At 67.2% G+C, this 21,202-nt stretch carries 13 protein-coding genes; 4 read left to right on the top strand and 9 right to left on the bottom strand.

Annotated elements, in window-relative coordinates; translation table 11 throughout:
- Positions 1-337: 337 nt before the first annotated feature.
- From AB0924_RS31990 to AB0924_RS32005, 4 genes are all read right to left on the bottom strand, one after another.
- Entirely contained in the window at positions 338-1,372 is a 1,035-nt protein-coding gene (locus tag AB0924_RS31990) for a hypothetical protein (RefSeq protein ID WP_366913290.1), read from the bottom strand.
- A complete protein-coding gene (locus AB0924_RS31995) occupies positions 1,369-4,722 on the bottom strand; it encodes an SMC family ATPase (RefSeq protein WP_366913291.1) in 3,354 nt (1,117 codons plus the stop codon). Before AB0924_RS31995 ends, AB0924_RS31990 begins: the two co-directional genes overlap by 4 nt.
- Before the next feature lie 38 nt (positions 4,723-4,760).
- Positions 4,761-5,930, bottom strand: a complete 1,170-nt coding sequence (locus tag AB0924_RS32000) for an exonuclease SbcCD subunit D (RefSeq protein WP_366913292.1) — start codon at positions 5,928-5,930, stop codon at positions 4,761-4,763.
- A gap of 77 nt (positions 5,931-6,007) precedes the next feature.
- Complete coding sequence (locus AB0924_RS32005; RefSeq protein WP_366913293.1) at positions 6,008-7,909, bottom strand: ATP-binding protein; 1,902 nt, start codon at positions 7,907-7,909, stop codon at positions 6,008-6,010.
- A gap of 926 nt (positions 7,910-8,835) precedes the next feature.
- On the opposite strand from AB0924_RS32005, the gene AB0924_RS32010 reads away from it, so the two are divergent.
- The gene (locus tag AB0924_RS32010; RefSeq protein WP_182327522.1) at positions 8,836-8,973 is read left to right on the top strand and encodes a hypothetical protein; all 138 of its coding nucleotides are present in this window, start codon (positions 8,836-8,838) and stop codon (positions 8,971-8,973) included.
- A gap of 614 nt (positions 8,974-9,587) precedes the next feature.
- Positions 9,588-10,694, top strand: a complete 1,107-nt coding sequence (locus tag AB0924_RS32015; RefSeq protein WP_366913294.1) for a hypothetical protein — start codon at positions 9,588-9,590, stop codon at positions 10,692-10,694.
- Between the two features lie 715 nt (positions 10,695-11,409).
- Here the strand turns inward: AB0924_RS32015 and AB0924_RS32020 are convergent.
- The gene (locus AB0924_RS32020) at positions 11,410-11,628 is read right to left on the bottom strand and encodes a zinc-ribbon domain-containing protein (RefSeq protein ID WP_366913317.1); all 219 of its coding nucleotides are present in this window, start codon (positions 11,626-11,628) and stop codon (positions 11,410-11,412) included.
- 3 nt (positions 11,629-11,631) lie between these two features.
- The gene (locus tag AB0924_RS32025) at positions 11,632-13,143 is read right to left on the bottom strand and encodes a zinc-ribbon domain-containing protein (RefSeq protein ID WP_366913318.1); all 1,512 of its coding nucleotides are present in this window, start codon (positions 13,141-13,143) and stop codon (positions 11,632-11,634) included.
- A gap of 984 nt (positions 13,144-14,127) precedes the next feature.
- Here AB0924_RS32025 and AB0924_RS32030 point away from each other — a divergent pair.
- Together AB0924_RS32030 and AB0924_RS32035 are read left to right on the top strand one after the other, a co-directional pair.
- Complete coding sequence (locus tag AB0924_RS32030; protein WP_366913295.1) at positions 14,128-16,236, top strand: P-loop NTPase fold protein; 2,109 nt, start codon at positions 14,128-14,130, stop codon at positions 16,234-16,236.
- Positions 16,237-16,446: 210 nt separating this feature from the next.
- Positions 16,447-16,674 (top strand): hypothetical protein, encoded by a 228-nt coding sequence (locus AB0924_RS32035; protein WP_361259205.1) that lies wholly within the window; start codon positions 16,447-16,449, stop codon positions 16,672-16,674.
- A 72-nt stretch (positions 16,675-16,746) separates the two neighbouring features.
- Here AB0924_RS32035 and AB0924_RS32040 read toward each other — a convergent pair whose 3' ends face one another.
- The 3 genes from AB0924_RS32040 to AB0924_RS32050 all read right to left on the bottom strand — a co-directional run bounded on the left by AB0924_RS32040 (position 16,747) and on the right by AB0924_RS32050 (position 20,167).
- Positions 16,747-17,715: a hypothetical protein gene (locus AB0924_RS32040; protein ID WP_366913296.1), complete on the bottom strand. Its 969-nt coding sequence runs from the start codon at positions 17,713-17,715 to the stop codon at positions 16,747-16,749.
- Complete coding sequence (locus tag AB0924_RS32045) at positions 17,712-18,260, bottom strand: hypothetical protein (RefSeq protein WP_037775682.1); 549 nt, start codon at positions 18,258-18,260, stop codon at positions 17,712-17,714. Before AB0924_RS32045 ends, AB0924_RS32040 begins: the two co-directional genes overlap by 4 nt.
- A 518-nt stretch (positions 18,261-18,778) precedes the next feature.
- Positions 18,779-20,167 (bottom strand): hypothetical protein, encoded by a 1,389-nt coding sequence (locus tag AB0924_RS32050; RefSeq protein WP_366913297.1) that lies wholly within the window; start codon positions 20,165-20,167, stop codon positions 18,779-18,781.
- Between the last annotated feature and the right edge of the window lie 1,035 nt (positions 20,168-21,202).

The following is a 21,202-nucleotide window of genomic DNA, read 5'->3' on the forward strand; positions in this document are numbered from 1 at the left end:
GTATGAAGCCGTCGGCGGGACACGGCCGGCGAAGAGCCTGGGGGTGCGGCCGGGACGTGCCCAGGCTAAGGGTTGCCGTGGCCAGCAACCGACCGTAATTCCTACGAAAGGGCATCCCCTAACGCTTCGCTGCTGGCTCAGCGGTGTGCGGGGCGCAGGTACTCAGCAGGACGGTGCGCACGAGCTCTTCGCCGCGGGTGGTGCTGGCCTCGAAGTCGCGGTATGCCATGGCGGCAAAAGTCAGTCAGGGGCGGAAGTGCCCGCGGCGCTGCTGACTGCACGGACCATGACTCTGTGGCTACGGCAACTATTTTTGAGGACCTGGAGGAACTGCGGCTCAGCTCACCGCTGCCACGCGTAGGGCCCTGCTGAGCAGGGCAGGGTTGCCCAGGCGGCGGCGCAGTTCCCTCTCCAGTCCGGCGACCGGTACCAGGTTCTGGGGGGCCCGGGCGTCTTTGTACTCGCAGCTGGCGTACCGCGGCAGTACCAGTTGCGAGAGGTTGGCCAAGGCGATCGCCTCCGGGGTGGGGATGTCGGCGGCGCATTCCAGCCGTACTATTCCGGCCCACGGGGCGCCGGGCGTACACGGTAGGCGTAGGTACCAGGCGTGCCGGTCCCAGGAGGTGCCCATCAAGAACACCGGGGTGCGTTCGCCGGCGGCCAGAACGCTGACCATCGTGTGTAGGTCGGGCGGCAGGTAGGCGGTGCGGTGGGACTTGATGAGACCTAGCGCTCGCGGCAGATGGGTGCGGCCGCGCAGCGGACCGTCCACCACCAGCAGGTCCGAGCCGGCGGCGACGCCGTGGCTGGCCAGGGCAGTGCGGGCGTTGGCGGCGACGAGAATTTCAAGGTCGCCGAGTCGGCGTTGCAGTGCCGCAGAGAGCAGCACCGCAAGGTTTTCTTCCTGGTCGTCAAAGGTGATGTTGGCCTGGTAGGTACCGGCCGTGGTGGGCACGTCGAGGGCGTTGGTGGCGGTGGTGAACAGGCCGCGTCGGGATTCGATGGTCAGCAGGTGCGCGCCACGGTCGGGGCAGCAGCACACGGTGCCGGCTGCATAGGAGGCGCATAGTGCCATCTGGGCGTCGTCGGCGCGGTTGCTGGCGCTTGGGGCCGGTTCGGCGGCCGGGGGCTGCTCGATCCAGATGCGGGCCTCGACGCGGCGTACGCCGTCGACAAACAGGACTGCGCCGGGGTCGGGCAGGTGGGAGGTCGAGATGGGCTTCCAGTCGGCCGGGGCGAGTTCGAGGTCGGGGATGACTTTGGCGGTCGAGTCCCCGATGGTGTTCTCGGCGTTTTCGACGCTGGAGCCGTAGGTGGGGTCCCAGCCGTCGACATGGAATCGCATCCGGGTGGCATGTGCCGTGCTTGTCATGTGCCTTCCCGGGTGACGACGGAAGTGTGGGGGTCGCGGTGTACTTGGAAGCGGACCGGTACCCGTTCGGCGAGCCCGGTGACGTGCGTGATCACCCCGACCATCCGCTCCCCTTGGGCGAGATTCTCCAGGGTGTCGGCGACCATCTCGAGCGAGTCGGGATCAAGGGTGCCGAATCCTTCGTCGAGGAATATGGACTCGAGCTTCGTCGCGCCGCCCATGCCGGCCAGCTGGTCGGACAGGGCCAACGCCAGTGACAGGCTGGCCTGGAAGGTTTCGCCGCCGGACAGGGTGCGAACCGAGCGTTGCGAGTCGGCGTCGGAGTGGTCGATGACGTAGAACTCGCCTTTGTGGTGGCTGAGGTCGAATCGGTCACCCGACAACCGGCGCAGCGACTGCGAGGCGCCCGCGACCAGGGTGTCGAGGGCTGAATCGGCCAGCCACTGCGGAAACTTGTTGGACCGCATCAGTCTGGCCAGCTCGGCGGCCACCTGTTGCTGGGTGCGGGCGCTGTCGATCTTGTCCTGTATGGCGGCGGCGTCGGCGAGGCTGCGCTGGATCATCTCTACCCGGCCCCGGGCCCGCTCGGTTGCGACCGCTACCACCCGGGGGGCTTGGGCGGCGCGCCCAGGGCCGTCGCCAAGGTCTTGGGGATCCAGGTCGTGGTCGCGCAGCAGACCCTCCAGTTGGCCCAGGAGCTGCTCGGCTTCGCTGTGTGCGGTGTGGGCGTCGGCTTGCGCACGCAGGGTGTCGGCCTGCCGGTCGTCGGCCGCGCTGGTGGCCCAGGCGGCCAGGCTGGCCCAGGCGGCGGCGAGGTCGTCGGTGTCCAGGCTCGGCGGTTTAAGGGCCGCCACCGCGTCCCGGGCAGCGGTCAGCTCGGACCAGGCGGTCGCGGTGCGAGCCTGCCACTGCTGCTGTTCGGCCTCCGCCGCCTTGAGTGCCTCGCGTGTCTGGCTTGCCTCGGCTGTGGCGGTCTCCAGGGCCGCTTCGAGGCGGTCGCATTCCTCCAGTAGGCCCGGCAGTGCATCTGTGGGCGGCGCCTGGTCCAGCAGCGTCTGCAGTTCGCTCAGGCGGTCGGTCAGGGTGCTCCGCGCGTGGTCGGCGGCTGCGCTCTGCTGGACGGCGGTGGTGTGGACGCTGTGGGCGGTGGCGTGTGCTTGCTCAGCTGCTTCCAGCGTGGCGGTCGCATCCTGGTGGGCCTGATGCGAGGTGGCGGCCTCGGCCTGGGCGGCCGAAAGGTCGTCTTCCACCGTGGACCTCTGGGCCTGGGCCCACGCTTCCAGGTCGGACCAGGCGGCGGTCACGTCATGGGTGTCGACGGCGGGCGGGTCGAGTTCGGCCAAGGCGCCCAGCTGCGTGTGGAGGTCGCTGCGGGTGCGATCGATCTCCCTTTGCAGCGTGGCGACGGCCGCAGTGGCGGAGGTGTGCGCAGCTTCGGCCTCCTGTACCGCGGCACGTGCCTGCTGCTCGGCGGCGACCAACTGGTCACGGGCTGCAGCGCGTTCGTCAAGATGGGCGCGGTCGGCGTCGCAGTCGCGTTCGGTGTCGGCAGGACGATCGGGCAACAGCGTGCCCAGCCGCTCATCGAGAAGGGTGCGCCGCTGGGTCAGGGTGTCCGTGGCGCGCTGCTTTGCGGCAACCGTCGTGGTGGCGGCCTGACGCTGGGAAAGCAGGTCACGATGTTCGCGGACCGCGGCGTCACGCGAGGCCTGGGCGGCGGCCAGGGCCGGGTCGGACAGCGGCGGCGGGAGGATGGTGACGCTCTGCTCGCAGACCGGGCAGGCGTGGCCCACCTGGAGCTGAGGGCGTAGCTGGGCGGCACCGGCGAGGGTGCGGGCTTCCTCGAGGGCGGCCGTGGCCGCGTCGAGACGCACCTGCGCGTCGGTGACCGCACTGTCGGCCTGGGCGGCTGCCTCCACGGCGTCATCCAGCTCGCTGGTGGCGTCGGTGAGGGAGCTGGTGACGTCAAGGAGCTGGTCGAGTACCTCGCGCGCCTCGGTGAGCCGGCTGCCGTCGCCGGCGGCGGTGAGCGCAAAAGCGGCCTGGTTGTGCCGGTCGCGGGCCGCGGCCAGCTGGGTGGCGGCGGCGTCGTCCTGCCGTGCCAGAGCCGCTGCCCGGCTGGTCAGGTCACTGACACCGTCGGGGGTTTGGACGGGAACCAGCAGCTGTTGGCGACGCTGCAATGCCGCGTACGCCTGTTGTACCCGGTCACGGCGGCCGCGGGTCTCCTCGACGGTGCGCCGGGCCTCGGTGACGGCGTCTGCCAGCGCCCGTAGCCGCTCCTCGCTCTGCGCCAGCTCTTGGCGGGCACGCTGCGCAGCCGCGATGACTGCGTCGCGGCGCCCGACCAAGCCGACCTTCTCTGTGTAGCGGTCGCGGGCGACGTTGAGGACAGCGCGCTGCGGGCCGGATTGGGCGGCTTTGGTGGCGTCGGCCAGGGTCTGGGCGGCCGCGTCGGCGGCGTCGCGGGCCTTGCGGGCGGCTGTCTGGGCCTCCACGGCACGGCGCTGCAGCTCTCCGATGCCGTCTGGGGCGCGGAGGGGAGTGAGCCGGGCGAGTTCGGTGCGCAGAGTAGCGACACGTGCGTGGGCATCGCTGGCGCGGGAGTGTGCCTCGGCGACGCGGGGCACGAGCTGGTCGACGGTGGCGGCCAGCTGTCCCAGTGCCGAGAGGCGTGCCTGGGCGTCGGCCTCGGCTTGCGGGGTGGCGTCGGCGTGCCGACTCAGCTGGTCGGTGAGGACCTCGATCTCCTTGGCTGCTTCGGCCGCCTGGGCGCCGGCGCGTTTGCCGATGCCTTCGTAGTGGGCAGCTCCGAGCAGCTTGAGCAGGATCTGCTGCCGGTCGCGGGCGTTGGCGGACAGGAAGCGGGCGAAGTCGCCCTGGGGCAGGACGACGCACTGGCAGAAGTCGTCGAAGGATAGGCCGAGCAACTGCTCGATGGCGGCGTTGAGTTCCTTGATTTCTCCGGCCAGTACTTCCGGCTGTAGCCTGTCTGCGTCGGTGACGACCGCCGTGGGGTCGGCGAACTTCACCAGGCTGACGGTCTTTTGCTGGATCTGTTGGCCGACGCGGCGGACTTCGCGGGCGACTTGGTAGCGCTGGGATGCGACGTCGAAGGTGAGCGAGACCGTGCAGCGGTTGCTCGTGGGGGCGAGCGCGTAGGCGATGGCGTTGCTGCGGCCCCACCGGTAGGCCGAGCCGTACAGGGCGAAGGTCAGGGCGTCGAGAACGGTGGACTTGCCTGACCCGGTAGGGCCGACGAGGGCGAAGTAGTCGGCGTCGGTGAAGTCGACCACGGTGGGAGCGCGGAAACCGGCGAAGCCGTTGAGCTCCAGGCGAACGGGACGCATGTTGAGGGATTCCTTTAGCGGGTGTCAGGTCCGCTGGGTCAGGAGCGGGCGGTCGAGCGGGTCAGGTCGTCGTGCAGGTGGTTGAACAGGGCCGTGACCCGGTCGTCGCTGACGCCGACGCTGTGGCAGTAGTCGGAGAACAGTTGCGCAGGCGTCTTGGTCGGCTGGTGGGTGGCGATGCCCGCCTTGGCGCCGGTGCTCGCGTGGTCGGGGTGGATGCGGATCTCGAGGGCGTTGGGGAGGGCTTCCAGCAGGTCGTCGCGCATGCCGGCGTAGGCGGGCTGGGTGATCACGAGCCGGAGGTAGTCCTCGCCGTAGACGGCGGGGTCGGCGGTGAGCTGGGCGACGGTCCCCTCGATGGTGCGCAGCCTGCGGCCGGCAGTGACCGGGATGTCGGTGATCTTCGCGGGGGTGCCGGGAGAGGCTTCGACGAGGCAGACCACGTGGGTGTTGTTCTGCTCGCCGAAGTCGATCGCATAGGGGGATCCGCTGTAGTGCACCGGGCAGGCGGCCGGGATCGTCTGTCGGCGGTGCAGGTGGCCCAGGGCCACGTAGTGCGCTTCGACGGGGAAGATAGCGGCGGGCACGTGGTATTCCATGATCGATTGGGCTGCCCGCTCGCCGCCGCCGAAGACGCCGCCGGTGCACGTCAGGTGGGCCATGACGATGTTGACGGCGTCGGAGGTGAAAGCCCCTGTCAGGTTGTCCAGGACATCTCGGATGAGCTGGTCGTAGGCGCCGACGTTCTGGGACGGGGTGTTGGCGATGATCTCCGCGGCGCGGACGGCGTAGCGCTGGGAGAGAAACGGCAGAACGGCGACGTTGACGCGCTCGTCGGTGGACTTGGCGCGAAAGCTGTGCACGCCGCCCTTTGCGGCCGGGCGGGCCTGGCCATAGACGTGGATGCCGGCGATGTCCATCAGCGGCTTGTAGGCCTCGAGTGTGGCACCGTGGTCGTGGTTGCCGGCGATCAGGACGACCTCGATGTCCTGCTTGGCCAGTTGCAGCAGGGTGCGCACGACAAGCCTTTGGGCGTCCGCGGTGGGCGCGGCGTTCTCGTAGAGGTCGCCAGCGATGAGGACGGCATCGACGTCGTTGCCGACGGCTATCTGGGTGATCTCACGCAGTACGCCTGCCTGCTCCTCGAGCCGGTTACGGCCCTTGAGGGTCTTGCCGACATGCCAGTCGGAGGTATGCAGAAACTTCACCGGGTCGGTCCTTTTCGGATGGCTGAAGCAGAGCAGCGGATTGCGTCAGGCGTGATCTGAAAGCGCGTCGGCGGACGTCAGAAGGGCGGCTCGTCGATGGCCCCATCGTCGGGGTCGTCGAACCACGAGTCGCTCTGGGTCTGGGGCAGCTTGCTGAACGGGTCCGGTCGCGCCGCACCACCGGCGTTCGAGTCAGCAGGCGAGGTGCCGGTAGTGAAGGTGGGGTCGGCGACCTCGGAGAGACGGGTGGCCCAAGCGGGGAAGGGGAATTCGACGGCCAGCGGCACCGGGATCTCGGGCTGGGAGACGAACATGGTGCCGGGCTTGGCGAGGGTGGCGCGCTGCCGCTGCGAGGTGGGCAGGAAGCCATACTCAGGGCGGCCGGCCTCGGCGGGATCGAGCCGGCCGACGATCTTGATCGAGGAGTTCGACACGATGCGCCGTTCCACCTCGGAGGCGGTCTGCTGAGCGCCAATGAGGATGATGCCGAGCGAGCGGCCGCGTTCGGCGATGTCGAGCAGGACGTCCTTGATCGGTGAGGAGCCCTCGCGGGGCGCGTACTTGTTCAGCTCGTCGATCATCGTGAACAGCAGCCCGCCCGGACCGGCTTGCTCCTTGCGGTCGGTCTCCGCGGCTAGCACGACACCCACAACGAAGCGTTGGGCCCGCTCCGGCAGGTTGTGCAGATCCACGACGGTGACCTGCTGCCTCGAGGTGTCGATGGAGTGCGTGACCGGACGGTCGGTGACCGTGCACAGGTCGCCACGAAGCAGGGGGCCCAGCGGCCTTTGGGACGACCGCAGCCGCCGCACGAATGCGTTGACGGTACCCATTCCCACCGCCGGCCCCGCCCAGTGGGCGCGTGTGCCCTCGTCGGTGACCTTCTGGGAGATGAACTCGATCATCTCTGCCCAGGTGCGGATAGTGGTTCCGTCGATGGCGACCGCGCCGTCGTTCCCTGCGGCCTGGGCCTCGTGGCGCAGCCGGCTGGTGACCTGGTGCACGACGATCGTGTACTGGTTCTTCTCGTCTTCGACGTCGGCGAACACGTACGGGAGCAGTTCGCGTTGGCAGAACTCCGCGAGCGTCCACCAGAACGCGGTGACGCCACTGGTCCGGCCGGTGACGTGGGGGCGGCCGGTGGTATCACCAGGCAGCGGCGGCGCGTAGAAGCCGGCGGAGGCAAAGGGTCGAGCGGGCAGGCCGAGCCGCGCGTACGCGGCGCGTAGCGTCTCGTCGAGGCGGGTGTTGGGCTGGTCGACGAACAGCAGGTCCTCGCCCTTGACCGAGAAGATCAGGGCCTTGGCGTTGACCGCGCGGCCTCCCAGGGCACCCGAGGTGAACAGCGAGTGCAACAGGAACAGCGCGAAGCTGGTCTTGGTCGCCACCCCGGAGATGCCTGAGATCGACACGTGGGCGCCGCGGGTACCGTCGAGGAACTCGAGGTTGAGATAGATCGGTTCGCCGTCACGGCCGATGCCGGCGGGGATCCGCGCGTCCATCTTGTCGAAGTACAAGGCGGCGTCCCGGTCAGCACCCGCCGCCCGGATCGCGACTGCGCCGGGGCGTGGCGGGACGTAGCACTCGGGCTCGACGCGGGTGGTGGTGACCTCAGCGATCTCCTGCACAGTCGCCGGCAAGATCCCGTCCGCAATGAGGAACACATCCGAGCCGAACGCGGCGCCCTCGTGGCGGGCGACCACCTCCGTCACCACCCCTGAGGTGACGACCTCGCCGTAGCCGGGGATCTGCCGACGGGTGCTGACCACGTCGTCGAGCTGCAGATACGCATCTGGGGAAAGGGCGACGTGAAACTTCAACGGTGTGGAGTCCTCAGTGCCTGCAACCTTCCCGACCTCCTGCTCGACACCGCCACTGGGGGGCAGGCCTCCAGGCGGCTGCTGACTCGTCAGGGGCGCTGAACCGCGGCCTGAGGTAGTGCTTTCGACGCCCGGGGTTTCGGAGTCAGTGTCGGTCATCGGCGGTCCCTGTGCCTATCTCATCGTGCGGCGGGGCGGCCCTGGCGGCTGGCGGTGACACCGTACGCCGGGGCGCCGAAACTACTGGGCAGTTCCACAGATTGCCGGGACTCCAAAGACGCCCAGTCCCGACGGGCACAGGGGCGGCTTACCCTGCAGATGCGCAACCCGGGCAAGGCCGGTACCCGTCAGTCCCGCCCACCGGTCCCCCAGCTCTTGAGCTCGCAACCGGACGCGTGCCAGAGCTCGTTGGCTAATTTCCCCCGCTGGAGCGCTCCACCATCGACGCCGGACCACCCACGTGTTGGCCGAAGGCGCGTCGCTGATCGCCGACGGGTGATGTCGTGGTCGGTTTATCCGCGTCACAGGGCACAGGCGGATGGCGTCGGCGAGAAGCGGTCCCGCCCTGTTGTTCGTTCTCCCCGACCGCAGCATGGGTGGCCGGGCCGAAGTCGGCCTGCAGACGTACGGCCTGAACCGATCGTTCTGCCGAGCGCAGCCGAAGAGCAGGAAATTTTCGGCACACAGACATGCCAGATACATCCGCACCCCCGGCGTGCTGGGCCCGCACCACGAACGGCACAGGCGGTGAATAACCGCCTCAAGCACCCCACCCGCACGCGGTCTGCGCGCACCCTACACACGATCCCTTCACCATGCACACACATTTCGCAACCTCTCGCACCACCCCTGGAAGCAACACGGCGGCGGCCTCCCGAACGCAGCGCTGATCGGTCACGCTGCTGCGCGTCCCAGGTGAAGCTGTCCGGTCGACTCCGCTTCCCGGCAGACGTGCGGTCCCCTTCACTGAGCCCAGGCGCAAATGCTGAACGAGGCTGCTCGCTCAGCGGTGGGCTGCCATATGGTGGAGGCGGCGTGGATACCTCGGGCCACACCAAGGAAGAGCAGCCCCAGTGAGGCGGCCGATGCGACCCACTCCCCAGGCAACCGCGGCGCCGGTCACCAACATCGTCCACACCCACGGCCGCACGCAGTACGTGCACATCGGCAGTCCAACGGGGCTTGCCACCCTGAGCTGGCCGCTGCAGGCAGAAGCGTCGTAGGGACGCCGCCGCCCGGCAATGCCCGTTGCCTTCGGAGTCCTGTGGCCTTGGAGCGACGGGTACTGGGGGCCGGAGCTGTCAGACTCGCCCTGCGGGACACGTGCCGTTACGCGCTGGACGACGGTCGGTACGGCAGCCTGCTGCTTCCAGCCCCCGCTCAGCAGTCGCTGTTCGATGCGTTGGATTGAGACGCCTGACACTCAGACGACGATGCCCCCTGGCACTCCCCCGCAGACCATCAGTCGCCGACCACAGCGCCGACACTTTCCCCGCGCTGATCTCGAGCCCCGCCTCCGCCAGCAGCCGGCGCATCTCGACCGCCTGGAGCAGGACGAGAGGCGTCGGCAGAGAGGATCAACATTTCGTGACCTTGGTCCCCTTGGTGTATCAGTCCAGAGGTCCCCGTGGTGAGCCTTCTGGCGGCCGGGTGTTGGCCAAGCGTGCAAATGACGTGCAGCGGCGGTGGCCAAGAGCGACGATAAGGGCGGGCGAACGGTCGTGACTGTTGTTCCGTGTCTACAAGTCGTTGCCTTCCTTACAGCCTCGGGGAGCACGGGTGTAGCGGTCATGCCGGATGTTCTCCCTGGAATCGCGTTACCTGCTGGAGGAACCCAATGACCGATCGGCCTGGACCGCAGCTGCCCGACGAGCCCGAAGGCAGCGCGGAGCAAATCCCGGCACCGGCGGCCATGCCCGTCGAGAGTGCGAAGAAGGCGGAGCGTCCGTCCCCTCGGCCGGACGTGTCCTACACTCCCGTGTCCAACGGCATGGACTACCTGGTGAGCGTCTTTCAACACCTGACGGAAGGTGCGACACCTCCGAGCGCCCGTGACCTCAAGTACACGGTGCTTCACCTTCAGGCGGCCACCGAGGTACTGCTCAAGGCCCGTCTGGCGCGCGAGCACTTTAGCCTTATCTTCGCCGACCCCACCGAGGCGACTCACGACGCGTGGCAGAAGGGCGACTTCAAGAGCTGCGGCACCCTGGACGCGTTCGACCGGCTCCGCAACATCGCCCGCCTCGCAATCGAAGAGGACGACCGGAAACGGATCAAAGACCTATCGGACCACCGCAACGCCCTTCAGCACTACGGGCTGAAGCACAACGCGTACGCCATCGAGTCGCGTGCGGCGAGGGTGCTCGACTTCCTGATCGCTTTCATCCACAGACACCTCATCCCGGAACTCGAACCCGCCGAAGCTAAGGGCGTCGAGCAGGACATGGACTCGTTCCGGTTGAAACTCAAGGGCATCGAGACGCTGGTCAAGCAGCGCATGAATAACCTCCGGAGCGAGCTGGCCAAGGTCACCGACGTGACGGTGAAGTGCCCCGACTGCGAGCAGTGGGCCTTGGTCGCTAACGGCAGGGACGAGGGCCCGACCTGCCTGTTCTGCCACCAGGTATGGCCGCAGGATCCAGAGTCCGCAGCCGCCAACTATGCATGGATCATCTTGGGGCTGGACAACTACTCCGCCATCAAGGACGGTGGAGACTCTCCGGTGGTCGAGTGTCCGGACTGCGAAATAGGCGCTCTGGTGATCGAAGCGGTGACCGCGGCGGGCCAGCCCGATGCAACGCCCCTGTGCTTCTCGTGCGGCACCGTATTCAAGAACTTGATCGACTGTGAAGGTGGTTGCGGGACTGTCCTCGACATCGGCCCCGACGAAGATGCGATCCACATATGTCGCAACTGCATTGAAAACCGCTACGCGCGGTTCTGATGGCCAGGCCCAGCCACTCGTCATTCGCCCCTCGTGAGAGGAGCCCATGGCTCGACGGCCGCACGAGGCAGCCCGGCATGAATGTGCGCTCCTGACGGGCTGTCCAAATGGAGATGGTCACCCTATGCGATCACTCGCAGGACGCCGCACCTGCCCGCCAGGCTCAACCCGAAGGGGGGGTCCCGCGTGATCGTGCTGCCGCTCGTCCCCGATGTTCCCGTCTACGGCATCGGGACGGCAGACCAGCCGTTCCCGGCAGTGGTCGGTATTGAGGAGCCGTTCGACTCGGCGCACGCGGAGATTCCGAAGGAGCTCCGCGAAAGAAGGAACGCATCGAGGCGTTCACCCAGCAGAAGCGGACCGCGGTGGCGGCGGTGAACAGTGGGGTGCCGCTGGAGGAGGTGGCCCGGTGGGCGGAAATGCCCACCGAGGTGCTGAGGAGGATGCTGACGGCAGGCAAGCAGGAAACATGCGGTGGTACTGGCATCACAGGATCGTGAGGCTCACGGACGCGGACCCGACGCTGGAGGCGGCGCCGAGCACGAACCGCTGATCCAATGCGGCCTGCTCCTTCACGCACCGGTTGGCAACCGCCGGATACAGGCCGCCGATATGCCGGCATGGCGCCAGCGGCGGACAGGCCGGTGGTTCTTGACTCCCCGGCCTGCTTCGCTTCCTCATTCCCGCAGCACGATCTGCTCCGTGCCTCCACCGCCTACTTGGCGCGACCCCTTCGGCGGCGCTCCCAACAAGCTTTGCAGCCTGTACCTCTTTTCGTGCGCTGGTCGGGAGTAGTGGTCCACTGGTGGCCGCAGGCTGCGCAGCGCCAAAGACACCGTTTCCCGGAACCTGGCCCAATATCCCAAGCTGTAAGCATCGCGTCATCGATTACCTTGACCAGCTCTTTCGCGAGGTCGGGGTTGAGGTCAGCCAGCGATTACCCTGCAGCGGGGCGCCGGCGTGCTGCGCCGCGGCGTTTCACGCTGCATGGAGGACAGCCACTCTTCCGACCTGGGATTGTGCGCGCGTTTGGAGTCGCCTCCCACTCGTGGCCACAGACCGAGCACTGCCACAAGCACTTCAGCCCGCTGCCTCGCCGGAGATCTTGCGCGGTCATCAGCGGGTCGCTGATCACCTTGACGAGTTCCGCAGCAATGTCCGGTTCGCGATCCTCGAGCGACTCGCCGGACTTCGGACGGATGATCGCTTGAGCGAGTTTCTGCCGCCCACAGTCCGGACACCCTTGTCCGCGCAGCGTCCGCTTGTCGAGCCTTGCTTCCCAGGTACGCAAACACATCTGGCACTGCCAGACGCAACGGTCTGTGCAGCCGGGCGGCATCCAGTCCACACCTCGGCCTGGGTGATCAAGATTGCGCCGGAACTCGTCCGCAAGATGTGGGGCAGCGTCTCGAGCCGATGGGCTAGGAGGCGCAGCGCAGACCTCGGACCACCTCCTGGTTGCTGCGGTAAGTGCGCTTGTGATCCCATCCTGGTCAAGGTCTTTCCAAGCGATGCCTTGGGCATCGAGCGATCGCCCGATCACTCGAGCCCATGACCAGGCGTTGAGCCCTGGCGCTACTTCGACGTGCACGTAGCCGTCTACGCCTAGCACTGGAAGGCCGCGATGACGTGCTCGAAGGACGGCATGCCCATTGGCAATCAGTTGCTGCGTCTTACGGGTATCCCGATCGACGCCCTCCGAGGACGCATGGCTCCCCATCGGGTCCAACTCGATGATGAGCGGCACTTCGGGCAGCCGAAGGTCTACCTCGCGGCGTCGTCCGGTGGCAAGCGTGACTGTCTGATGAAGCTCTACGACGAGCCCGGTAGCGGAAGACAGCAGCGCTGCGACCTCGAACTCCAACCGGGAGCGGCCGTGAGTCCTGCAATCGGGGCAACCATTTCCTGCGGTCCGGTCAACAACCCGCGCGGACCACAGATGCGCGCTGTCGCACTCCCATTCGCAGAGATAGTGGCTAGCCGGACCGAGACGATCAGGACCGCGGCCCGGCATCTCGATGTTGCGGCGGAACTGGCGTGCGATGTCGGGCCGTAGCGCCTTGAGGGACTTGGCGGGAGACGGGGCCCTATTGGAAGTCCGGTGACACTCAGGGCAGCCGGTCTGGTTGGTACCCGTACGGCTACTGAGCTTAGCCGACCACGTTGAGGAGCATGCGCGACACTTCCACCGACACAGGTCGGCAACGCCGCCACTCATAGCCTCCCACGGTGTACCGGGCCGGCTCAGGTTCTCAACGAACTCGTCCGCGACAAGGTCGCGACGACACGCCAGGCACAGCGGATGCTTGGCCCTGTTCCGGGCTCCACACTGCTGGCAGCGATCGGGGTCAGGCTCTGACGCAGATGCGATACCACTGCCAGGCCCAGGAGGTGGCGGGGGCGGCACGCTTCGGGCAGCCAGGGCGTACGGCTCCCCAGTCTCCTTCATCCGCTGGCGCACGGTCTTCTTGCGGGCGTTGCCCCTGGTCACGGACCGATCTCCTTCTCGGCGTGCCCCACGCGCAGCGCCGTGATAACGGCATGACCCAACCACTCGCGAATCGGAGATCCTTGGCCAACTCCCAGACAGCGTGGGTTGAGTTCCGGAGTCGCACAGGCTGGCGAAGTCAGCCGTCAGTCACTCTAGCGTGACTGTGCGTTTCTGTCCGCAGCTTGGTGAAATGGCAGCAAGCCGCCAACTGGGGGCTGATTGGTGACTTACGCCTCTGGCGGACTGGTCCCGCCCCCGCGTGGGCCAGGGGATGGCCGGTGCGGGGACTTGGCCCTCTCCCGTTACTGCTGGCCGAGCCAGGCGAGAATCAGGCCACCAATAACGGTGCCCGTCGCCTGGACTGCGACGTGGACCGCGAACTCAAGGAGTCGCTGCCGCTTGCTGGGCTTGCTGTTGTACATGAGATGTCCCCTCTCAACTGATGAAGCTTGAGAGAGAGCCCGCCCCCAAGATACCTGCTCAGCTTGCGGGTTGAAGGCCGAGCCCCGAACCCTGTGAGACGCACCACGCGAGGGAGTAGAAGGATGCGCACCAGCGCACCTCGCGATTCAATGAGATGGACGTCAGAGCGCGACCGTGCAAAGAAGGGCGGTCATAGAAAGTCCTCCCAGACGGTGCCACCGTCAGCCCAGGTCCACAGCCATTCGCGTAGTGAGGCGGTTGCATGGCGCAGGCCGCCGCGAAGGCTTGCACCAGATCCAGCCATGATGGCGGCATGCATGCCGTCCAGTACATCGGCGCCGACAAGTGGTACACCCTCACCGGCGGCACCGCCCTCATCCCCACCGGGGCCTCGCTGCCTACACCGTGACCTTTTTGGCCGCATCCGCCGTGGCCAAGGCGTCGGCGTACCCAGCCGCCGCCTCACTGTCAGAGGGTGGCGTTACGCTCGCTGGCTCTAGGACCGAAAACGGGTGGGGCATGAGGGACAACGCATCGATCCACGTCGGCAGTCTTCTCAGCGGAGATGACCCGATCGATGACGCCAGCCAGGACTTGCTGCAGCGTGCGGACCTCGCTGATGTGTTCGCCGTGGAAATCCGTCGAACGTCCGCGAAGCACGGCGCAGTTGTCGCACTGACGGGGAAGTGGGGTTCGGGCAAGACGTCGCTGGCGAATCTCACCTGCAGCGCTCTGGACGCGGTCGATGACGTGCACGTCGTCCAGTTCAACCCGTGGTTCTTCTCCGGCACGGACCAGCTCATGCGGTTCTTCTTCGACGAATTGGCCGGGCAGTTGCGGGACGGGCGCCGGCTGAAGGACAAACTCAAGGACGCGGGCCGCACCGTCGCTGAGCGGCTGGGCAGGTACTCAGCCGCCCTGTCGCCACTGAAGTTCGTCCCCGGAGCCGGCGTCGTCCTGGACGGCGCAAGCGCGGTCGCCGCGGGGACGTCGAAACTCCTTGGCGAGGAACAGGGGACCATCCATGAACAACGAGCGCAGCTCACTGAGCTCCTGATCAAACTGCCAGGACGGATCGTGGTGTTCATCGATGACATTGACCGGCTGTCACAGCAGGAGATCCGAGATCTCTTCCGCCTGGTGCGTCTGACCGGCTCGTTCCCGAACATCGTCTACGTCCTGTGCTTCGACCGCGAGGTGGTGGAGGCGGCGTTGACGGATGAGGCGGTCAGAGGATCCGCGTACCTGGAGAAGATCGTGAAGATGTCGGTGGAGGTGCCGCCGCTGCCCACGCAGGCACTCTCCCCGGTCATCGCGGAAGGACTGGCACAGGCGCTCGACGGGATCGAGTCCGGGCTGTTCCATGCGTCGCGGTGGCCGGACGTGCTCGTGCAACTGATTCTCCCGATGTTCTCCACCATCCGGGATGTGAAGCGGTATCTGGCATCGGTGCCACTGGCCGTGCGAAGCCTGGGTCTGGAGGTGAATCTGGTCGACGTTCTGGCGCTTGAGGCCCTTCGCGTGCGCTATCCCGCAGCGCACGCGATGCTGCCGACTGCCGCAGACCTGCTGGCGCCAGCCAAGACGATGTACCGGCCCAGCACGGACCGGGCAGCACGTGAGGAAGCGTTCGTGGAAGAGTTCACCGGCCTCTTGAACGGCCACGCCCGGACGGTCGTCCACCTGCTGTTCCCGGCCGCCGAGCGGCTTTTCGGCGGCCCGAATTACGGCTCTGACTGGATCCCGGCCTGGGAGCGGGACCGGCGGGTCGCCTGCAGCACGGTGCTGGACTTCTATCTCCATCGCAGGCTTCCGGCCGGACGGGCACCCGCTGCGGGCATCGACCAGGCCGTGGCCTGCATCGGCGACGAGAGCGCGCTCGACGAGGTACTGGGGCAGGTGCCGGATGCCCTGCTGGACGACACGCTCAAGCGTCTGGTCCCCCATTGTCGCGACCTGCCTGAGGAGAGCGTGCTGTCTACGGCTGCGGCGTTGATGCGGCAGCTGCCGCGGGTCCGGCTGGCCTCCACGGGCATGTATTCCCCCGGCGGTGAATGGGCGGTGCTGAGCCCGGTGAGTGTTCTGCTGCGCAACCTCCGCGGCGACGCGGTTGATCCCACCGTCCGCAACCTCTTTCACGGCATCCCGAGCCTGTCCGGAAAGGTCCTTCTGCTCGACATCGCCGCGGGCCGTCCAGGCAAGCAGGGCTTGATTCCAGATGAATCCGCCCGGTTGCTCAGGCAGGAACTTGCCTCCCAGCTCCGCACGGCTGGGCCCGAGGACCTTGCCGACGAGCGGATGCTGCTGCGAACGGTCCTTGTGGCAGCAGCAGACGGTCCGCCTGTCCTTGAGCCGGCCTTCGATGCCCGCGTCGTCGCGCGCCTGCTGGAAAGCGGAGTGGCGCCGGTACACAGCCAGACGATGGGTAGCGTGGCCGTGCGGACCGAGAAGCAGCTCAGGTGGGACTCCCTGGTGAGCGTCTACGGCGGGGAAGCGCATCTGGCCGAGGCCGTCGCGTTGTTGCAGCAGTGCCTGCAGGAGGGGACGGTCGAGCTGAACGAGGACCTGGCGGCCGCTCTGGCTCTGTACGAGAAGTACGCGACAGGCTGGCGCCCCAAGGAGTTCTGACCACGCACCATGCTCCGCGGGCGGCTCGCGCCACGTCTTCCCCATCACCGACTGCCCGCCCACCGTGCTTCGTAGCGTTCTGGCACCAGCTCAGCAAGGCACGGCCAGTGCGGAGGCCTGCGGTCAGAAGGCCCGCACCGCGCAGTGGCGCGGTCGTGCGGTGGAACGCCAGCATCGCCTGCACCGCCAAGGACTGCCCGGGAAAGGGCCTTGCCGTATTCAGCGGCAGCAGGATCGTGGTGCTCTCAGGTCCAGACATACCAAGTCGGCAAGAGCAAGGGGCTGCTCAACCAGCGCTCCGCCACAATCTTCCTGTTCGTCGCGCTGACCGGCATCGGCGCCAGCTTGTTCGCCATCCTCACCGTGAATTCCTGGCCCGTGGCCGTCACCGCCGGGGCAACCGCCGCCGGCTTGTTCGTCGACCGAATCATGGAATGAATCTGCCTCAGCGTGCCCACAACCACCTCGGTCAGTCGCGGCACTGTGCCGCGACGGCATGCTCGCCGGGCGTTACCAGTGGCGCAGTGCCTCGGTCAGTTCCTGACGCCATTGATCTCGCCCGGGATCGTCGTCGTCTGGTTCTCCGCCCAGGGCGAGGACCTGGTCGGTGATGTCGTAGGTGATGCGGTAGGCAAGCAGGGATGTCGCTGCCTCCAGCCAGTCCTCTGTCTTGCGGGTCGGCGCAACCGGGCCGAGCACCGTCACGAACCACATGGGCAGCAGTGACCTGGCCCGGATCGCCTCCGCGATGCGATTGCGCAGTTTCTGGTACAGCTGCTTCTGAGCCTCGATGCCTTCGGTGAGGAGCTCGGCGTCGCGCACCCGCGTCTCACGGTCCCGGGCCAGCGCGGCCCGCGCACGCCGGGCGTAGGGGGCACGGTGGCTTGCCGTTCGAGCGTACTGGTCAGCCTGGTGTCGGGCCGTGGTGAAGGCCTGGCTGGCCTGCTCGTGCTGGGGTGTGCCGAACGCTGTGCTGGCCAGGGTTTCGGCAGCAGTCAGGACTGCCGCGTACTGCTCGTTGCGCTGCTCGACGGCCTCTTGGTGGGAGCGGATGGAGGAGGAATTGCTGTCCCGCTCAACGTGTGTGAGAAGCATGGTGCGGGCTGCGCGGGCTTTGCCGGCGAGTACGCCAAGGGCGCGCCACGAAGCGGGAAACGAGTCGAAGTCGGCGCGGGGCATCTTGTCCGCGGCCGCCAGGTTCGCCTCCATCAGCTGGATGCGCGCGGTCAGCTTCTTCAGGGCCCGGCCGGTGTCGGCGATGTGTCCGCGGGCTTCGGTGTCCAGGTCCTCGAGGTTGCTGCGGACTTCGTCGGCCTTGTCGTCGGCGTCGCTCACCGCGCTGCGGATGCTGCGGAGTTCGTGTTCGAGGTCGTCGATGTAGCCGAAGCTTGTCTTCAGTGACTCCAGGTCGTTTTCCAGGTCCTCGATGCGGCTGTCCAAGCTCCGTATCTTGTAGCTGTAGTCGTCGCTCAGGCTCACCTGGACTGTCCCTTCTTGACCGCGTCGCCCGGTCCTTCGCTGACGGTGACGGCGAGGACGAGCCACCCGATGATGGCGAGGATCACGAACCACAGTGAGATCACGCTCAAGGTAATGAGCGCGACCAGCAAGCACTCCAGGTGCAGGCCGATGGTCAAGTGCCGGTAGAAGCGGTGGTTCTTGTCCGTGACCTTCTGGAAGGAGAGGGACAGTGTGGCGATGCAGTGGGGTACCAGCACCACCAGCCACCAAGCCGAGTGCCCCAGGGCGAAGGTGAGCACGATCAGCGCGAGCGCGACAGCGGTCTGCCCCAGCCACGAGATCCGCACGATGCGCTCGCTCAGCTGCCGCTCGGGCTCAGCAAGCTTGGCGGGGATGGTCTTTTCGAATGCCAGGAGCTCGTCGGCCGCCTGGAGCAGCCGGGCGTACTCGGCACCGAAGTTCTCATCCCCTGCCTCATACCGGGCCGTCTCACCATGACGGGCGAGAAGCCTTTGCTGCAGTTGCCGGTACTCGGCTTCTATCTCATGCCGTACCTTGCTCACTGCTCCGTCCCCCTGACCACGGACCGACGTCTGACGTCCAAGGCCTTCCCACGGGCAGTACGCCACAGCCCGAAATTGATCGACGGTATCCAGCCGTATTTTCGAGGTCCGTTCCAGTCAGGACAAAGTGGGTGCCCCGGCCCGGCATCACACTCACCATCCTGAACTGAGTTCAGGACAGTCGCCAGCCGCAACTTCTTCTCACTGGTCATCACTCTCATGCTCCCGTTGTGCCGTTCCTTCCTTGTAGAGCAGACGGCAAGGCAAAACGTCCAAGGCGAGTGCGCCGGCATCCCACCGCTTCGTCGCCGACGCAAAGCTACGGTTAACGGCGCTGCGCTTCTCTCGATCGCCCACACTGGGACTGCCGCCTCGGATGGTCCCCGCAGACGCAACTCCGCCCGCATGACCGGCCTTTGGATGCGTGCTGCAGGGTGTCTTCGGGCGGACGACCTGCGAACTCCGCGCTCAAGCCCCGGCTCGGGGTCTCACGGCGCCCGGCGTGGAGGCGCTGTGCCCTACCGGCGGAAGCCTCGCCCGGGATCGCGGACGCTGTGGCTGCCGAAGGGCTCGAACCAGGCGGCCGCCCTGAGGTCGCCCACACCCATGGACTGGTTCGCTAGGTCCTCCGGGTCTGCGATACCGCCGAGTTTCGGGTCGAAGAGCATCAGGACGTCGTGGTCCTGGAACAGCAGATCGGAACAGTCGTCCCAGCTGTAGTCGTCGCCGTGTTCGGGGAGCGTGTGGTGGGGATCCGTGGGTGGGCGATCTTCCAGGTGGGTGGGGGCGTCCTCGATGGCCAGGTGCAGGGCCATCTCCTCCGCAGTGCAGGTGGGTTCGGGCCACTTGCCCCGGGCGAGGTCTGCAGCCAGGTCGTCGAAGGCGCGCGCCATGCGCCGCCGCCATCGGTGGTCGGCCGTCCAGGTGAGCGGAGGCAGCCGGTCGAAGACTTCCCAGGTGGTGGCGTCGGCGTCCGGCAGGAACTGGTCCCCCAGGCGGTGTGCGTCGTCGTAGGCCTGGTCTGCGAGGAGAACGAGGGCTGTGTGGAGCAGGTCGGCGGTGCGGGGGGTGAGCTGCCAGCCGCACTCCTCGCAGTCGGGGTCCTCGCCCTTGCAGGGGCAGTCCCGTACGGCGAAGAGGGCGGCGAAGTTCGGCGTCTGCTCACCGGCTGCGGGCCTTTTGCGCTGCTGGCGCAGGCGCCAGCCGTGGACGAACCGGGTGACGACGGGCGCTGCGCTCCAGTCGGCCAGTTCGTCGCCGTCTTCGACGCTCAGCACCTCTGCCGAGCTTTGGTCTTCCAGCGTCTGGCTGCCAGTGACGTCGCTGTCCTCGGTGAGGGTGATCACGGCGCCGGCCAGGTCGCGTGGGTCGTCGTCGCCGAGTTCGGACGCCGGCAGCGGTTCCCAGCCGCGGCGGGCAGCGGCGTGAAGGAGCGCGTCTTCGTCGGTGATGTGGAACTCGCGCAGGTGGGTGATCCGCACGACCTTCCCCGGCAGGTCCTTGAGCCGCGGATGGCCCGCCGCTGCGGGCGCTGCCGAGGAATCCGGTTCGTCGTCGAACGGCTCCGAGTCCGGGTCCGTCGCCGTGAGCAAGGTGCCGGGTTCTGCGGGCCAGGTCCCGCTCGCGGCTCGCGTGACGGCCTGGCGCAGGGAGCCGGCCGGTGCATCCGGCATCTGGGCCGTCAGAGCGGTCAGTTCGTCATCGACGGCTGCGGCGTCACGCAGCGCCAGGACCCGGCGCAGAATGCCTGTCGCCTCGAAGGCGTGCTCAGGGTTTTTGCAGGTCAGAACGGCGGTCAGAGAACTGGGCCCGTGGTCGTGCGCCAGCAGGGCCAGCACGCGGCTCTTGCTGGAGGTGTGTTCGCACAGGAACTCGATGGCCCGGGCCACGGTCGGCGATGACGTCATCGCGGGACTCCAAAAGAGGAAGAGCGCGGGGCACACCGGACGGGCGGCGCACGCGCACAGACAGAACCCGCTGGTGGACACGGTGCGGCCGCGTCCCCGGACGGTGAAAGAGGCAAGTTGGGGTGCCAGTTGGTGTCCTCGCTACGAACGAAGACCCGGACTCGGCTGACACAGACACTACCCGCGCCTGGCGGCGCGTACCCCGGACATCTACAAAAGAGCGGGATTTGCCGGGCACCGCCACCGCCACGCCAAAGGTCTGTCGCAAGCGGAAGAGCGGCACGCTGCGGTAGGAGATCGTGCAGCGTCTGTAACGACGGCGCGATGGGACCGTGCTGAGCAGTCCACGGGCGGCGAGTGTGACGCGGCGCAGCTCGTCGGCGAACCGGTTGGCCACCTCAGCGTTCCAGGCGGCCGTTTCCTCATCCTGGTCGGGCAGGAGGCGCGCGAGCGTCGTGCACGGCGTCACGCGGTTGCGTCGGGTCAGGTCGACGTATTCGTCCTGGCTCTCCGCGATGACAGTGATCACGCGCCGGAAGCGGTCCTCGTGTTGCTGCTTGATGCGCGTCAGGTCAGCGACGGTGTGGAGGGTACGGCCGTTCTTGCCGTCCACTTGTTCGTGGTGCGTGGGGCAGAGGATCAGCAGGTTGTCGAAGTCCGCGCGCTCCTTATTGGTCATAGAGGAGTCCAACCGTGCGGACCCCTTCTTGGCACCGCGGATGTGTGCGATCTCGCCTACCCAGTCGTCATTCTCGTTGAGCAGCCGCGTTCCGCAGCCAGGCTAGGCGCATTCGTTCCCGCTCAGTAGCCATAGCTCTCGGGAAACTTCTGTTCCTGGTGCCAGCCGCTTGGGTGCCTCTGGTTTGTCTACCTGCTTGGGTTGGGGGGCGGGCCCGCGTCGTCGATCTGGTGGCCATGGTTCCTCTCGTTCGCGGTGTGCTGCTGTAGGTTCTCAACTTCAGTGTCAGGCGCCGACCCTGTGACCTGGATATTTCCCTTGAGTCTCACGATGTGTCGGCAGGCGGCTGTCTCAGA

This window comes from Streptomyces sp. NPDC047869, assembly GCF_040704065.1.
GTDB lineage: Bacteria > Actinomycetota > Actinomycetes > Streptomycetales > Streptomycetaceae > Streptomyces.

What these genes read in the sequence shown, in the direction of transcription:
- AB0924_RS31990 (WP_366913290.1), bottom strand. Translation starts at nt 1,372, where the DNA reads ATGACAAGCACGGCACATGCCACCCGGATGCGATTCCATGTCGACGGC.
- AB0924_RS31995 (WP_366913291.1), bottom strand. Translation starts at nt 4,722, where the DNA reads ATGCGTCCCGTTCGCCTGGAGCTCAACGGCTTCGCCGGTTTCCGCGCT.
- AB0924_RS32005 (WP_366913293.1), bottom strand. Translation starts at nt 7,909, where the DNA reads ATGACCGACACTGACTCCGAAACCCCGGGCGTCGAAAGCACTACCTCA.
- AB0924_RS32010 (WP_182327522.1), top strand. Translation starts at nt 8,836, where the DNA reads ATGCGACCCACTCCCCAGGCAACCGCGGCGCCGGTCACCAACATCGTC.
- AB0924_RS32015 (WP_366913294.1), top strand. Translation starts at nt 9,588, where the DNA reads ATGACCGATCGGCCTGGACCGCAGCTGCCCGACGAGCCCGAAGGCAGC.
- AB0924_RS32025 (WP_366913318.1), bottom strand. Translation starts at nt 13,143, where the DNA reads ATGAAGGAGACTGGGGAGCCGTACGCCCTGGCTGCCCGAAGCGTGCCG.
- AB0924_RS32030 (WP_366913295.1), top strand. Translation starts at nt 14,128, where the DNA reads ATGAGGGACAACGCATCGATCCACGTCGGCAGTCTTCTCAGCGGAGAT.
- AB0924_RS32050 (WP_366913297.1), bottom strand. Translation starts at nt 20,167, where the DNA reads ATGACGTCATCGCCGACCGTGGCCCGGGCCATCGAGTTCCTGTGCGAA.